General features: G+C 71.0%; 26 protein-coding genes. 23 read left to right on the top strand and 3 right to left on the bottom strand.

Features of this window, described 5'->3' with window-relative positions; all coding sequences use genetic code 11:
* Positions 1–224: 224 nt before the first annotated feature.
* The 3 genes from EJG53_RS28870 to EJG53_RS28865 form a co-directional block, all read right to left on the bottom strand.
* Positions 225–1,598, bottom strand: coding sequence for a hypothetical protein (locus EJG53_RS28870; protein ID WP_244955383.1), 1,374 nt, complete (start codon positions 1,596–1,598; stop codon positions 225–227).
* A gap of 11 nt (positions 1,599–1,609) precedes the next feature.
* A complete protein-coding gene (locus EJG53_RS40780; RefSeq protein ID WP_154806414.1) occupies positions 1,610–1,768 on the bottom strand; it encodes a hypothetical protein in 159 nt (52 codons plus the stop codon).
* A 118-nt stretch (positions 1,769–1,886) separates the two neighbouring features.
* Positions 1,887–2,426, bottom strand: coding sequence for a helix-turn-helix transcriptional regulator (locus EJG53_RS28865; RefSeq protein WP_125047341.1), 540 nt, complete (start codon positions 2,424–2,426; stop codon positions 1,887–1,889).
* A gap of 214 nt (positions 2,427–2,640) precedes the next feature.
* Here EJG53_RS28865 and EJG53_RS28860 point away from each other — a divergent pair, with 214 nt between their 5' ends.
* The 23 genes from EJG53_RS28860 to EJG53_RS28755 all read left to right on the top strand — a co-directional run bounded on the left by EJG53_RS28860 (position 2,641) and on the right by EJG53_RS28755 (position 12,998).
* Complete coding sequence (locus EJG53_RS28860; RefSeq protein WP_125047340.1) at positions 2,641–3,123, top strand: helix-turn-helix domain-containing protein; 483 nt, start codon at positions 2,641–2,643, stop codon at positions 3,121–3,123.
* 91 nt (positions 3,124–3,214) lie between these two features.
* A complete protein-coding gene (locus EJG53_RS41630; RefSeq protein ID WP_218041934.1) occupies positions 3,215–4,030 on the top strand; it encodes a phage antirepressor KilAC domain-containing protein in 816 nt (271 codons plus the stop codon).
* Complete coding sequence (locus tag EJG53_RS28850; RefSeq protein WP_125047338.1) at positions 4,027–4,374, top strand: hypothetical protein; 348 nt, start codon at positions 4,027–4,029, stop codon at positions 4,372–4,374. The genes EJG53_RS41630 and EJG53_RS28850 overlap by 4 nt, the downstream gene beginning before the upstream one ends.
* Positions 4,371–4,976 (top strand): hypothetical protein, encoded by a 606-nt coding sequence (locus EJG53_RS28845; protein ID WP_125047337.1) that lies wholly within the window; start codon positions 4,371–4,373, stop codon positions 4,974–4,976. The genes EJG53_RS28850 and EJG53_RS28845 overlap by 4 nt, the downstream gene beginning before the upstream one ends.
* Positions 4,973–5,248 (top strand): hypothetical protein, encoded by a 276-nt coding sequence (locus EJG53_RS28840; RefSeq protein WP_125047336.1) that lies wholly within the window; start codon positions 4,973–4,975, stop codon positions 5,246–5,248. Before EJG53_RS28845 ends, EJG53_RS28840 begins: the two co-directional genes overlap by 4 nt.
* Positions 5,241–5,450: a hypothetical protein gene (locus EJG53_RS28835; protein WP_125047335.1), complete on the top strand. Its 210-nt coding sequence runs from the start codon at positions 5,241–5,243 to the stop codon at positions 5,448–5,450. The genes EJG53_RS28840 and EJG53_RS28835 overlap by 8 nt, the downstream gene beginning before the upstream one ends.
* The gene (locus tag EJG53_RS28830; protein WP_125047334.1) at positions 5,447–5,737 is read left to right on the top strand and encodes a hypothetical protein; all 291 of its coding nucleotides are present in this window, start codon (positions 5,447–5,449) and stop codon (positions 5,735–5,737) included. The genes EJG53_RS28835 and EJG53_RS28830 overlap by 4 nt, the downstream gene beginning before the upstream one ends.
* Positions 5,734–6,036 (top strand): hypothetical protein, encoded by a 303-nt coding sequence (locus tag EJG53_RS28825; protein WP_125047333.1) that lies wholly within the window; start codon positions 5,734–5,736, stop codon positions 6,034–6,036. Before EJG53_RS28830 ends, EJG53_RS28825 begins: the two co-directional genes overlap by 4 nt.
* Positions 6,036–6,278 carry a LuxR C-terminal-related transcriptional regulator gene (locus tag EJG53_RS28820; protein ID WP_125047332.1) on the top strand — a complete coding sequence of 81 codons (243 nt, stop codon included), beginning with the start codon at positions 6,036–6,038 and terminating at the stop codon, positions 6,276–6,278. The genes EJG53_RS28825 and EJG53_RS28820 overlap by 1 nt, the downstream gene beginning before the upstream one ends.
* Positions 6,275–6,511, top strand: coding sequence for a hypothetical protein (locus EJG53_RS28815; protein ID WP_125047331.1), 237 nt, complete (start codon positions 6,275–6,277; stop codon positions 6,509–6,511). Before EJG53_RS28820 ends, EJG53_RS28815 begins: the two co-directional genes overlap by 4 nt.
* Positions 6,511–6,744 carry a hypothetical protein gene (locus EJG53_RS28810; RefSeq protein WP_125047330.1) on the top strand — a complete coding sequence of 78 codons (234 nt, stop codon included), beginning with the start codon at positions 6,511–6,513 and terminating at the stop codon, positions 6,742–6,744. The genes EJG53_RS28815 and EJG53_RS28810 overlap by 1 nt, the downstream gene beginning before the upstream one ends.
* Positions 6,741–7,331 carry a hypothetical protein gene (locus EJG53_RS28805; RefSeq protein ID WP_125047329.1) on the top strand — a complete coding sequence of 197 codons (591 nt, stop codon included), beginning with the start codon at positions 6,741–6,743 and terminating at the stop codon, positions 7,329–7,331. Before EJG53_RS28810 ends, EJG53_RS28805 begins: the two co-directional genes overlap by 4 nt.
* Positions 7,331–7,651: a DUF4031 domain-containing protein gene (locus tag EJG53_RS28800; protein ID WP_125047328.1), complete on the top strand. Its 321-nt coding sequence runs from the start codon at positions 7,331–7,333 to the stop codon at positions 7,649–7,651. Before EJG53_RS28805 ends, EJG53_RS28800 begins: the two co-directional genes overlap by 1 nt.
* Complete coding sequence (locus EJG53_RS28795) at positions 7,644–8,102, top strand: hypothetical protein (RefSeq protein ID WP_125047327.1); 459 nt, start codon at positions 7,644–7,646, stop codon at positions 8,100–8,102. The genes EJG53_RS28800 and EJG53_RS28795 overlap by 8 nt, the downstream gene beginning before the upstream one ends.
* Positions 8,099–8,992: a PD-(D/E)XK nuclease-like domain-containing protein gene (locus EJG53_RS28790; RefSeq protein ID WP_125047326.1), complete on the top strand. Its 894-nt coding sequence runs from the start codon at positions 8,099–8,101 to the stop codon at positions 8,990–8,992. Before EJG53_RS28795 ends, EJG53_RS28790 begins: the two co-directional genes overlap by 4 nt.
* Positions 8,989–9,822 (top strand): hypothetical protein, encoded by an 834-nt coding sequence (locus EJG53_RS28785; protein ID WP_125047325.1) that lies wholly within the window; start codon positions 8,989–8,991, stop codon positions 9,820–9,822. The genes EJG53_RS28790 and EJG53_RS28785 overlap by 4 nt, the downstream gene beginning before the upstream one ends.
* Positions 9,819–10,106 carry a WhiB family transcriptional regulator gene (locus EJG53_RS28780; RefSeq protein ID WP_125047324.1) on the top strand — a complete coding sequence of 96 codons (288 nt, stop codon included), beginning with the start codon at positions 9,819–9,821 and terminating at the stop codon, positions 10,104–10,106. Before EJG53_RS28785 ends, EJG53_RS28780 begins: the two co-directional genes overlap by 4 nt.
* Entirely contained in the window at positions 10,103–10,381 is a 279-nt protein-coding gene (locus EJG53_RS28775; protein WP_125047323.1) for a hypothetical protein, read from the top strand. The genes EJG53_RS28780 and EJG53_RS28775 overlap by 4 nt, the downstream gene beginning before the upstream one ends.
* On the top strand, positions 10,378–10,572 hold the full coding sequence (locus EJG53_RS28770) for a hypothetical protein (protein WP_125047322.1): 195 nt from the start codon (positions 10,378–10,380) through the stop codon (positions 10,570–10,572). The genes EJG53_RS28775 and EJG53_RS28770 overlap by 4 nt, the downstream gene beginning before the upstream one ends.
* Positions 10,569–10,955, top strand: a complete 387-nt coding sequence (locus EJG53_RS28765) for a WhiB family transcriptional regulator (protein WP_125047321.1) — start codon at positions 10,569–10,571, stop codon at positions 10,953–10,955. Before EJG53_RS28770 ends, EJG53_RS28765 begins: the two co-directional genes overlap by 4 nt.
* The gene (locus EJG53_RS28760) at positions 10,952–11,743 is read left to right on the top strand and encodes a hypothetical protein (RefSeq protein ID WP_125047320.1); all 792 of its coding nucleotides are present in this window, start codon (positions 10,952–10,954) and stop codon (positions 11,741–11,743) included. Before EJG53_RS28765 ends, EJG53_RS28760 begins: the two co-directional genes overlap by 4 nt.
* The gene (locus tag EJG53_RS41240; protein WP_167515183.1) at positions 11,740–12,027 is read left to right on the top strand and encodes a hypothetical protein; all 288 of its coding nucleotides are present in this window, start codon (positions 11,740–11,742) and stop codon (positions 12,025–12,027) included. Before EJG53_RS28760 ends, EJG53_RS41240 begins: the two co-directional genes overlap by 4 nt.
* Positions 12,024–12,998, top strand: coding sequence for a hypothetical protein (locus tag EJG53_RS28755; RefSeq protein ID WP_167515182.1), 975 nt, complete (start codon positions 12,024–12,026; stop codon positions 12,996–12,998). The genes EJG53_RS41240 and EJG53_RS28755 overlap by 4 nt, the downstream gene beginning before the upstream one ends.
* Positions 12,999–13,073 lie beyond the last annotated feature (75 nt).

Below are 13,073 nucleotides of genomic sequence, written 5' to 3'. Positions count from 1 at the left end.
TGCACCGGGACCGACCACCACGCATGTCGACCACATCCCGCGCAGCGCCATTCAAAAGGCGCCCTCAACCAACCAGTAACCGACCGACCAGCCCCGTTGACGCCAACCCGGAACGCCGAAGACCCCCGTCAAGATCGACGGGGGGTCTTCGCGCTGGTGGGCACAACAGGATTTGAACCTGTGACATCTGCTTTGTAAGAGCCGGTGTAACGAACGCTTGTCGATCACCTGACCTGCGGCTGAGCCTCCCGAGCGGGGCTCCTGATGATCGTTTGGGAGATATTTGGGAGATCATCTATGGATGGGCGCCGCTTCACCAGATCCACCCGGCCCCACAGGGTCCGCCACCCCAGGTTACGCATCGCCCGCCAGAAAATCTCTTCCAGCCCGTCCAGCCGCTCCTGCCGCATCGCGGGCGTCGGGTGCTGGTACACCGCTTTGATTCCCGGCCGCTTGTGGCCGGCCTGCTCGAAGGCCAGGGCGGGCTTCACCCCGATCTGTTCCTGCAGAGTGTCATGGGTGTGCCGCGTGGCCCGCATCGTCATCCCCGGTTTGATCGGGGCCCATGCCTCCCGCGCGGCATGCCCCTTGCTCTTCGGCAGCGCGGTCCGCCCGTCGGCCGCAGGCCGCAGGATGCTGCGCCCGAAGTTGCTGCGCCTCCACAGCTTCCCGTTGGGCGTGCAGAAGACGTACGGCCACTTCCAGTCGTCGAGGTGGTAGCGCAGCAGCATCGCGAGGAAGGGCGGCACATCCACGTCCCGGGCCCGCCCGTCGTTCTTCGGCGGCTCCAGCTGGTGCACCAGTCCGGTACGCCGGCCGTCCTCGTCCCGGCCGACATACTCGGCCAGTTCCCCGACCTCTTCGTCCACCCGGATGACCGGGCAGGTGAAGACTCCGCCGTCATACGGCTGCTGCCTCTGCAGCAGGGTGTTGTCCCGGTGCAGAGCGGCACTCTCACCCCAGCCCAGGCCGGTGAACGCCGTCGTCAGCACATGCAGGCCGTTGACAGGGCCGAGCCGGTCGGCGACCTGCAGCACCGCTTCCGGTTCCACCCACTGCTCCTCGGCCGTCTTCTTCGCTTTCACGGGCCGCTTACCCGCGCTCGCCGTGGTGGGACGCGTGCGCCGACGGCCGAACAGCGGGTTCACGGCCAGGTGCTGGGCGTCCACGGCGCCGGTCAGGATGGACGACATCAGGCTGACGCAGTGGCCCGCGGTGACGTCGTCGCACGGCAGACCGTGCTGCCAGGCATCCACGTCGAACCAGGTGATGGACTGGAGCGGGGCGTGCTGCCACTTCGGAAGTATGTGCCGGTCGAGCATGTTCCACCGCTTGTCGACGGTGGCGCCGCGCTTCGGCTTCGCCTTCATCCACTCCCTGGCCCAGACCCCGAAGTGCTTGCGCTGCAGATCCGGGTCGATCCAGCGGCCGGCCCGGATGGCGGCCTCCTGCTCCTCTCCCCAGTTCTCCGCCGTCTTCTTGGTCGGGAAGCCGGGCTCGCTCCCCCACGTCCCGTCCGGCTTCTTGTACCGCGACCGCCAACTGATCTTGCCTTTGCTGCCTTTGGCCGTACTGAGGCGCTTCTCCGCGTACGCCACGCTGCCCCCTCTTACCGACCCGGCGAGACCAGCCACCGGGCTGTGATCACAGGAGGAGTGATCACCAGACCCGGTATGACCCCGCCGAGGTGATCCAACAGCTCTTGCAGGATGTACAGCACCCAGGCGTGGGCGCGCTTACGCAGGTAGACGCACACGTCCAGGGGCATAGAGGTAACGCTGACAACTTCGACCCGCACCGGTCCCCCTGTGATCCGAGTACGGCGGCACCTTCGTAACGCGTTGAATACCCAACCACACAGATCGCTCACATGTGGAGCCCTTTGCCTAGGATTCTGGGCGCACTTCGGCACCTTTTGTGCTGCCTTCCGAGCGCCGAAGGCTTGATTCTGTCCGCTCCCACCGCTGCATCGCCCGCCGCAGCTGCTCATCGGACGCCCCCCTGCGGCCCCGGACGATGACGACCATCTGAGCATCAGGGTCCTCATCACCGTCCTCCGCGGGCAGGGCGATGACGGCGGCATCCACGAGCGGGCCGTCGCCGAGCGCTGCCTTGATGCGAAGCGGCAGGTCCTCCGGAATGGCGGCCACACCGCTGAAGGTCGCAGGGGCGGCGTCGGGCGACGGTTCGGCCGGCTTAGGTTCTCCGCCTGCGAGTGTCGTCTCGATCGAGCCGGGGTCCCACTCGAAGTAGGCGGCGATGGCGCGGTGCGTGTGGGTGACCTTCTTGAAGGAGTCGCCGCGCTCGATGGCCTGGATGGTGGCTCTGCTGACGTTCACCGCGTCGGCCAGCTCATCCTGTTTCAGTCCTGCGGACTTGCGGGCGTGCCGCACGGCGTCGCCCAGCCTGGCCCAGTCTCGATCCATGGCACCTCATCATGCCCGACGCTGATGCAACCGGAAAGCCAGGATCTGGCCTCTTGACCTGCCTTTAAGCGAGTTTACCGCGCGCCCCGGGTTGCAAAGTGAGCCCCTATGTGCGCCCTTGTGCGCACCCGTCACGCCGCGAGAGTCGAGAAAACAAGCACAGAAAGTGCGCACGAGGGTTGCCAGGGTGTGGGCACGGGGCTACTTTCTGAGGGTGAGATCCAACGGCATCGCCATCCGGGCCATCCGCGAGGCTCAGAACATGAGCCTCCCTGCTCTTGCTCGCCGGGCCGGAATCGACCGCGGCTACCTCTCCCGGCTCGAACGAGGCCAGATCGAGCGGCCTGCTGAGGCGAAAGTCCAGGCCATCGCGGCCGCGCTGACGGTGCCGACTGCTGCCATCACCCATGAAGGAGCCGACGTGCCCGCCACGGAAGCGAAGAGGAAGGCGCCCCCCACCGCCGAGACCGGCGGCGCCTCCAGCACCGCTCTGGACGAACTGGTGCACTACAAGCCCGAAGAGGTCGCCGCCAACGGCTGGCTGCCCTACACCGCCCTAACGCTGCGGAAGAAGGCGAGGGCCCGCGAAATCCCGCACAGCCGCTCCGGTGGCCGAATCACGTTCCGCCTGCAGCACATCCGGGAGATCGCCGCGATGGGCGAGACCCGGCCGCTCAGCGAGACCAAGAGCGCCTGACCCCACCTCCGACGCGAGTCGGGGCCGCGCCGGATGCACCCGGACACGACCCCTGCGGCTCGCCTCATCAACCACAGAAATGAGGCTCACCTTGAGCAGCATCATGCCACCGAAGGGGAACAGCCCCTTCGACGCCATCAAGCAGACGGATCAGGCGGGCGACTGGTGGTCGGCCCGTGACCTGATGCCCCTGCTCGGCTACGAGAAGTGGGAGCGGTTCGAGGCCGCCATCGAGCGGGCCCGGTCGGCTGTCGCCAACACGGGCGAAGACCCCGCGCGCCATGCTTCCCGGCGCCGGGAAGCTTTCGGCCGCACCAACCAGGCCGGCATCAACTACCGGCTCACCCGCTACGGCGCCTACCTGGTGGCGATGAACGGTGATCCGCGTAAGGCGGAGATCGCCGCGGCGCAGACGTACTTCGCGGTCCGTACCCGCGAGGCCGAGGTGACGCCGGCGCTGCCGCAGGACTACGAGGAGGCGCTCGTCGCGCTGCTCGGGCAGGTGCGGGAGGCGAAGGCGCTGGAGTCGAAGGTCAGGGAGCTGGAGGTCCCGGCCGCGGCGTGGAACACCCTGGCGACCGCTCACGGCGACTTCTCCGTGGCTGACGCGGCGAAGATCCTCTCCCGCGATCCGGCAATCAAGACGGGCCGGAACCGGCTGTTCGGCATCCTGCACGAGATCGACTGGGCCTACGTACAGAACGCCGACCACCGCTACCGGGCGAGCCAGTACGCCATCGAGCGGGGCTGGCTGTCGGAGCTGCCGCAGTCCCACTACCACCCGCGCACCGGCGAGCTGGTCCTCGATGCGCCGCAGCTTCGGGTGACGGTCAAGGGCGTACAGGAGCTGCACAAGCGGCTCGGCGGGGTGCAGTCTCCGGCGGCTCTGGTGGGGGGTGCGCTGTGAGTATCGCTCCTGTCGAAACGGACGCTGCCGACGCGCAGCGCCGCGGGCATCTGGCCGCTCTGGCGGTCGCCGAGCAGATCATCTGGACCAGTCCGGTGCTCCCGTCGGGCTTCGCCGTCACCTGCTACTCCTTCGCGCCGACGCCGGAGGTGGAGTTCCGCTTCTCCCGGTCGGCGGCCGGTGTTGAGGCGCTGGCACGGATCTGCGGTGTCGCGGTCAGCGCCGGGCCCCACGGCGACGACGACCCGCGTACGTACGTGTCGATGACCGCGGTCGTGGATGAGGTGTCCGTGAAGGCGTGGACGCTGCTGGACGCTCCGTCGGATGCGGCGGTGACGTCATGAGCGCCCGTTCCTCTCTTTCCGCCGAGCAGCGCGCTGCACTGGCAGCGGCCCTCGGTGACGCGAAGTCGGCCAGTGCCGAGCTCATCGTCTCGTTCGGTCAGACCGTCACCAACGTCCGAGAGCACGAGCACCCGAAGTGGGAGGACCTGTACTGCCTGAACCTCGTCTCGTTCATGGGCGAGCGGATGGCCCCGGTCCTGCGCCGACTGCTCGATGCCGAGTCGGAGGCCGAACGGCTGCGCGCCACCCGCGCCGCGATCGTCGCCGAGCGTGACGCGCAGATCATCGCGTGGCTGCTGAAGAAGGCGCGCGAGCACCGGTCGACCCGCCGCCGCCAGCACGCCGAGCAGGCCGACGTGATCGAGAAGTTGGCATCCAAGATCGCGCGGGACGCGGTTCGACCGGACAATCTCGGTGGTGCCCGCTCGTACTGGGAGGCCATCGCCAACGCCCTCAACGCCGCGAACGACGCAGGCATGCACGTGGGCATCGACCTCGACGGCACCCTCACCGACCGCGACGAATGGTCCGTGGTGTGGGACCGGACGGCGGAGCGCTGGCGGGTGGCCGGGTACGACGACGCCGAGGGCGGTGCGGCATGACCGCCCGCGACGAGCTGTTCAGCGCGCTGATGTGGCCCGAGTGGAGCCCGGCCTCCGAGGGCTACGGCGCGGGCCTGCCGAAGACCACCGCGCTGCTCGCCGCCTTCCGCGCCGAGGTGCTGCGCGAGGCCGCCGCTGTGGCGGATGCGGCGACGGCTCCCGCCGGCTGGTCGGCTGACGCGATGGCCGTGTGGACCGCGTGCACCAGCTCGGTCGCGCACCGCCTGCGCCGCATGGCCGACGCCGCCGAGGGCGGTGACGACGATGCCTGAGCTGACTCCTTCTCTCCGCGCCGTAATCGACGACGTGCTGCGCGACGAGACCGCGTCCGCCGACGAGCTGCGCGCGGCCGGGCTGCGCCTGGCTGCCGAGGTCGACCGGCTGCGCTTCCGGGTCGGCGCCCTGACCGTCCTGCTGGAGGAGGCGCAGCGCGAAGCCAGCACCGCCCTCGCCCGCACCGGGGGTGAGTCGTGAAGACGACGACCCCGCGCCCCGCGATCGAGGCCCTGGATGTGCCTGTCGAGCAGGTCCGCCTGGACATCGCGAGCCACGTCACCCCGGCGAAGGTGCTGAGCGCCCTGCGGGACGTGCAGGCCCGGCAGCAGGCCGCCACCACCAGCGCCGACGACGACGCGCTCGTCCGCGCCATGGGCGACAAAGAGCGGGCCGCTACCGCGGGCGCGATCTACCTGATCGAGCACCCCGAGTGCTGCAGCACCGCCGCCGACTACCCCGACTGGACCTGCGGAGGCACCGCATGAGCTACACCGCCACGTTCTTCCTGGAGCCGCAGGCCACCGCCCGGTGCGGTGTAGCTCCGCTCTCTGTTCTGTACATCGAGCCCGACGGCTCCATGCAGAACGACATCACTCTGCAGTTCCCGAGCGCCGCGACGCTGGATGAGCAGGTCGCCACGGCGGACCGCATCCTCGCCGCTGTGCAGGAGTGGCGGGACAGCATCGTCGCCTACCGCGATCAGAAACGCACCGCCGCCGACGAACTCGCCGAGGCCCGCGAGGAGATCGCCCGGCTGAAGGCGGAAGTCGAGGGCGGCGCGTGATGGCGACACGTGTTCTGCCGCAACAACAGCGGGCGGTCCTGGTGACCATGGCCAACGGGCTGTCCGTGGGAGAGACGGCGCAGCGCCTGTGCCTGGCCCCCGCCACGGTCAAGAGCCACCGCCGCCTGCTGTACCGGCGGCTGCGCGTCCGGTCCGGTGCGCACGCTGTCGCGACGGCGCTACGCGTGGGGCTCCTGGACCCGGACGACATCCGCGTGCCGGTAGGCGGTGAGCGCCCGTGAAGCGCCACGCCGACGCCGCGTTCTCCCTGGCCAGCGTGCGCTGCGCCGCGTCGGAGGACCCGCAGGTGTTCATGTTCGCCTACGACACCGCGCGCGACGTCGTGGCGGCCAGCGGTGACGTCGACCGCATGTGGTGCGACGTCCTGCGGAACCAGCCCGCGGCGGCAGTCGCCGGCGTCATCGAGGGTCTGGCCTCCACCCGCGACGTCCCGCCGCAGCTCGGGGGTGGCTGATGAACGCTCTCGACGAGACGAAGCGCCGCCTGCTCCTGGCCGGCGCAGTCGCCGAGCAGCCGGGCGAGTGGACCACGCGCCGCGTGATGCGCCTGTACCGCGCCGCCGACTGGCCCGCCCCGATGACCCGTACGGCGCGCCGTGACCTGGCCCGCCTCCACCGTGACGGCCTCCTCGCCCTGCACGAGACGCCTGGCCGCCGCTACTACACCCGCAAGGACGGTGTCCGATGAAGTGTGCCGAGCCGCTGTTCGAGACCGGCAGCGACCACAGCATCTACGACTGCGTACTGGAGCTGCGCCACGCCGGCGCGCACGAGGATGCGCGGCGCCGTAAGTACCCGCGTGCCGTCGGCCTCGGGCTGGACGAGGACATCAACGACCTGATCACCGACGGGCACCCCGTCCACTCCCTGTGGGACCTGGACGAGCGCGAATACCCGATCGTCGTCGAGACCGTCACCCGGTACGTGCTGTGGGTCAGCGCCCCGTCCGAGGACGACGCCCTGGCCCACTACGCCGACGACCCGACCGACATCAGCCTGAACGGCGAGGTCGCGATCGACGGATCGATCGAGGTCCAGCGATTGGACCACTTCGACTACCCGGAGGCGCTGGCCACCCGCCACTACGGCAAGAAGATCGGCCCCGAGCTGCAATGCCCGGACTGCCGACGCCTGTCGTTCACCCGCAGCGCGTTCCACGACCCCATGCGCCGCTGCCACGGCCCCATCACCTGGCGGCCGTGGCCGTCCGGCAAGGGCGCCTCCCGCGACTACGTGGCCACGCCGATGCCCGACCGGAAGCAGGTGGCGGCCTGATGTCCGTGTACGTGGACGAGATCAAGGACTACACGACCGTCTCGAAGATGCGCGGCCTGCGCTACACCCACTGGTGCCACCTGCTCGCCGACGACATCGAGGAGCTGCACGCCTTCGCCCAGCGCCTCGGGCTCCGAATGACCTGGTTCCAGGACCACGCCTACCGGTGGCACTACGACCTGACGGCCGGCAAGCGGGCCATGGCCGTGCGGTACGGCGCTCAGGAGGTCGACCACCACTTCGTCGCCGAGCTGTTGGCCAAGCGGCGGGAGGCCATCGGGCTGCCGGCCGTGGAGACGCCTGGAGGCGACCGTGGCTGACGACCGCCTCACGCAGATCAAGGAACGCCTTGAGGCCGGGCTGCTCCTCGCCGATATCCGCTGGCTGGTCACGCAGTTGGAGGAATTCGTCGGCAAGGAGCCGGCGGTGGCCGAGGAGATGGCTCACCTGAGCAGCTGCCTCGGTGCCGTGCGCGACCTGTGCGACCGGGCCCGCCAGGATGCTCGGCGCTGGAAGCAGCCGCTGCCCGAGCCGGAGTGGGTGAAGGCAGTCGAAGAGGCCGCCAGCGGCAACCGCCCCGATGACCCGGCCGACCGGCGCCGCCGTATCTACATCGACGGCAAGGGGTGTGCCTGGATGAGCCAGGACACCGACCCGGTGAAAGGCGAGCTGATTGCTCCCTTCGACACCAGCCCCTTCGACGACGGGGAGCCGACGGAGGCAGTCCGGGCGCGTACCGGCGGCCTCCGTGAGATCGGGAGGATTAGGTGACGACCACCCTGCCGGCCGGGGCTTCGGCCCCGGCCGCCGGGCCCGTCACCGGGCCCGGCCTGTACGACCTGACCGCTGACGAGTACCACTCCGATCCGGTGCCGGGCGGCTCTCTGTCCTCGTCGGGCGCCCGCAAGCTGCTGCCTCCGTCCTGCCCGGCGCTCTTCCGGCACGAGCAGGACAACCCGCCGCAGCCGAAGGCCACGTTCGACTTCGGGCAAGCCGCGCACCGCCTGGTCCTCGGTGCCGGCCCCGAGCTGGTGCCGCTGGACTTCGACGACTGGCGTACGGCGGCTGCCCGGGACGAGCGCGAAGCGGTCCGCGCGAGCGGTGCCATGCCGCTTCTGCGCAAGGACTACGACGTGGTGCAGGCCATGGCGGCAGCCCTGTGGCAGCACCCGGTCGCCAGGAAGCTGTTCGAGCCCGGCAGCGGCACACCCGAGTCCGCGCTCGTGTGGCGGGACGGCCCGACCGGCGTCATGCGGCGCGCGCTGCTGGACTGGCGCCCCATACCGGGCCCCGGCCGCATGGTCATCCCCGACTACAAGACCACCCGGTCCGCCGACCCCACCGCGCTGCAGCGGGCGATGCACGAGTACGGCTACCACCAGCAGGCCGACTGGTACCGCTCCGGCTGCCGTGCTCTCGGCCTGGCCGGGGACGACGCCCAGTTCGTGTTCGTGTGCCAGGAGAAGACGCCGCCGTACCTGGTGATCGTCTACCAGCCCAGCGCGATGGCGATGCGCATAGGCGCCGCCCGCAACCGGCGCGCCATCGAGACGTACGCCGAGTGCGCCGCGACCGGCCGCTGGCCCGGCTACAGCGACGACATCGCTTATCTCTCCCTTCCCCCGTACGCGGAGATCCGCGACTCCGAGGAGTACCTGTGAAGCAGCACCAGCAGATCGAGCGCATGAGCCCGGCGGGGGCGCCGGCGCGCATCGGCCAGGGAACCGCGGTGGAGCAGTCCCGCGCGGTGGCCGAGGTGCAGGCGGCGATCGTCGTGGCGCAGCAGTGCCCCCGCAACATCCAGGCCGCCATCGACGAGATGCGCGAGTCGTGCAAGCAGAAGTACCTGGCCGAGCGTGCGTTCTTCCGCTTCCCCCGTGCAGGTACCACGGTGTCCGGGCCGTCCGTCCACCTCGCTCGCGAGCTGGCGCGCTGCTGGGGCAACGTGCAGTACGGGCTGGTCGAGATGCGCCGCGACGACGAGTTCGCGCAGTCGGAGATGCAGGCGTTCGCCTGGGACGTCGAGAAGAACTCGCGCACCAGCAGCACCTTCATCGTCCCGCACCTGCGGGACACCAAGGACTACGGTCCCGTGCCGCTGAAGGAGCTGCGGGACATCTACGAGAACAACGCCAACAACGGGGCCCGCCGCGTCCGGGAGGCGATCTTCGCGATCCTGCCGCCGTGGTTCGTGGAGGAGGCCAAGGCCCTGTGTGAGCGGACCCTGCGTGACGGGGGCGGCAAGTCGCTGAACGTGCGGGTGGCCGACGCGATCCGTGCCTTCGAGGGGGTCGGCGTCACCGCGGACCGCATCGAGACCAAGCTCGGCCGGGCCTCGGCGAAGTGGACCGACCACGACGTGGCCCAGCTACAGGTCATCTTCCAGTCCCTCCAGCGCGGCGAGGTCACCGCCGAGGACGAGTTCCCCGCCCCGCGCGTCACCGCCGACGAGATCACCGGTGGCCAGACTGTCCCGGGAACAACGTCATGACGCGCCATCTGGACGCGCCGCGCGACGCGGTCACCGGGTGGCAGCTGCTCGGCGCCTGCCGGACGGAGGCCCCTGAGCTGTTCTACCCGGTCGGGTACGCCGGCCCCGCGAAGGCGCAGATCGCTGACGCGAAGGCGGTCTGCCGCCGCTGCCCGGTTATGCGCATCTGCCAGGACTGGGCGCTCGCCGCCGGCGAGGAGTGGGGCGTGTGGGGCGGCCTGTCGGAGGCCGAGCGCCGCAGCATCCGCCGCCGCTGGGCCCTGCTGGAAGAGGTCGGCCGATGACCTGGGCCGCGGTGCTCGCCGCTCTCCCCGGCGCGCTGTTCGCCGCCCTCGTCGACCGCGTCCTACGGCCCGCTCCCGCCGGGCCGGTACGCGCCGCCCACCGCCGCGCTGCGGCCGCGCGCGTTGCCGACACCGCGGTGTTCGCTGCGGTCCCGCCCGGCGCCCGGTGGCTCGTCTGCGACACGACCGTGTGCGCCCACCTCACCACCCGCCATGTGCCGGACGGCGGCAAGTACCGCTGCACCGGCTGCGACACGATCAAGGGGGCCTTGTGACCACTCCCAAGCCAGAGACGACCATGGTCGCGATCGACGGAAGCGACGCGCTGGCCTTCGTCATCATCCGCCCCGGCAGCACCGAGGGCAGCGTCAGCATCGAGTCCGGCGCCCAGGGCATGAGCAGGCAGGCCGCGGCCTACGTCCTGCGCCAGGTAGCCGACCTCTTCGAAGCCGAGGCCGGCCGATGAGCGCCTTCGACTGGATGGACGAGGCGCTGTGCGCCCAGACCGACCCGGACCTCTTCCACCCCGAGGACAACAACCGCTACGCCACCGCACGAAAGCTCTGCGCGACGTGCCCGGTCCGGACCCAGTGTGAGGAGCACGCGGCCCGGGTGGAGGGCGACGTGTCCCGCGAGCGGCGGCACGGCCTGTGGGCCGGACACACGCCATACGCCCGCGCCAGGCAGGCCACCGCCGAACCGCAGGAGGGGCCGGAGGGCGACGACCGCGACAGCCTGATCCGGCGCCTGGCCGAGCGCGGCGGCATGACCCCCGAGCAGATCGGTACGGCGGCCGGATGCACCGCACGCACCGTCCAGCGCGTCCTGGCCCGGAAGGCGGCGGCATGAACGAGCGCCCACACGGCTACGCCCGTTACCGGCTGGACGGCTGCCGCTGCTACGTCTGCGCCTTCGCCCGCAGCCAGTACGACGACAACCGCAACCGCGCCGTCGCCTACGGCACGTGGCGGCCCTGGGCCGACGCCGAGCCCGTCCGCATCCACATCCGCCACCTGCAGTCCTGCAGCATGGGCCTGCGAGCCATCGCCGCGGCGGCGGGCGTGGACCGCAAACGCCTCCAGGCAATCATCACCGGGCGCCCGGAGCGCGGCACCGGGCCGCAGGAGAAGGTACGTCCGGCGCTGGCCGCGGCCGTCCTCGCCGTCGAGCCCACCCTCGACAACCTGCCGGCCTGCACCGTCATCGGCGCCACCGGAACCGCCCGCCGGCTGCAGGCCCTCATCACCGCGGGCTGGCCGCAGCACCACCTGGCCGTCCGGCTCGGCATGAGCGACGCCAACTTCGCCGCCACCCTGCACCGGGAGCGGGTGGTGGTCCGCACCGTGCGGGCAGTACGCGGCCTGTATGACGCGCTGTGGCGCGCCGACCCGCGCGAGCACGGCGTCGCCGTCCAGCGGTACAGCCGGGCCCGGGCGCAGGCCGCGGCCAACGGCTGGGCTCCGGTGGGCGCGTGGGACGACGACACGATCGACGACCCCGCGGCCTTCCCCGACTGGACCGGCCGGTGCGGCACACCTGCCGGAGACGCCGCGCACCGACGTCTGGGACAGACCGTCTGCCAGCCCTGCCTCAACGCCCGCGCTGCCGTACGACGCGAAGCCGGGGCCGCGGCGTGACCGCCGCCCCGCGTCCGTGCGAGGCGCTCGGCGAGCACACCGGCCCGGTCCGGCTCTACCCCTGCGGCCGCCGCTGCTCGGCACACGCCCCCTGGGCGGCCGCCGGACACCCCGAGCCGCAGCCCGGCCCCGGCGCCCCCGCCGGCGCCTGGACCACCCCGACCCCGCAGTCCGCGTCCGCGCTCATCGACGCCCGCGCCATCGCCTCCGGCAAACGCCGCTCCACACCCACTGCCTACCGCGCGGCCCAGGCCGCCGTCCGCCCCGAGAGGAAGAACCCGTGACCAGCCTCAACGCCCACCGCCTGCTGCGCCTCATCGAGGTCACCACCCCGCACGTCGGCAGCGAGTACCACTCGATCATCCACGGCATCCGACTGGACTGGGACGGAACGATGCTGCACGCCGTCGCCACCGACCGGTTCACCCTGGCCGTCGCCCGCACCCGCCTCGACGCCGCGGCCGCCCCGTGGGCCCTGACCATCCCGCAGCCGGACATCGAGTGGCTGACCTCGTGGCTGCAGAGCCTGCCCGGCGACCGCGCCGTCACCCTCACCCCCACGGCTGACACGCTCACGCTCACCACGGACACCGCCAAGGTCACCACCGCCCGCAGTGACGAGTTCATCGCCTGGCGCGACATCGTCCGCACCGCACTGGCCAACCCCCTGACCGAGGCCGCACGCACCAGCCTCTCGCCCCGTCTGCTGACCCGCTGGGAACTCCTCGGCTACGGAGCGCGCTTCTGGCAGCCCGCCGCCGAGCAGCCGGTCGTCATCGTCGCCGAAGACGTCCTCGGCCTGCAGATGCCCATGCGCTTCACCGGCGAGCCCACCCGCGAAGACGACATCGCCGCATGGGCCGCCAGCCTCGGCGACGGCCCCCACGCCGAACTCACGTCGCCGCAGCCCGCACCCGGAGCGGTCGCCGAGTTCCAGACAACTGCTCTGCGCGCGACCCTGCGCGCCACCTCCGACATCTACAGCGCGCCTCACACCTCGCCGCTGTTCTCCGCCTCGGTCACCGCCGGGTGCTACGCCTGGGCCGCCCACCGCTTCCTCGTCTCCCTGCGCACCGCAGACCCCGGCCTCGCCGAACGCATCACCCGCGAAGTCAACGCCGAGATGGAGTCTGGCGAGATCGGCGAGTTCGCGTACGACGCCGCCCAGGACGCCGGCCACGACCCCGAGCAGTGGCGGGCCGAATTCGAGCAGCACAAGGCCAAGCAGGCCGCCAAGCAGCCCACGAGCGCCTGACCCTCCTGCACCACCTGCACGGCCCCGGGGCGGGGGTGACCCTCCACCCCCGCCCCGGGCGCAACAGCACAACCG

It is taken from the genome of Streptomyces chrestomyceticus JCM 4735 (assembly GCF_003865135.1).
GTDB lineage: Bacteria > Actinomycetota > Actinomycetes > Streptomycetales > Streptomycetaceae > Streptomyces > Streptomyces chrestomyceticus.
The sequence above is the reverse complement of the archived record's forward strand: the minus strand, read 5'-3'. Positions and strand labels throughout refer to the sequence as shown.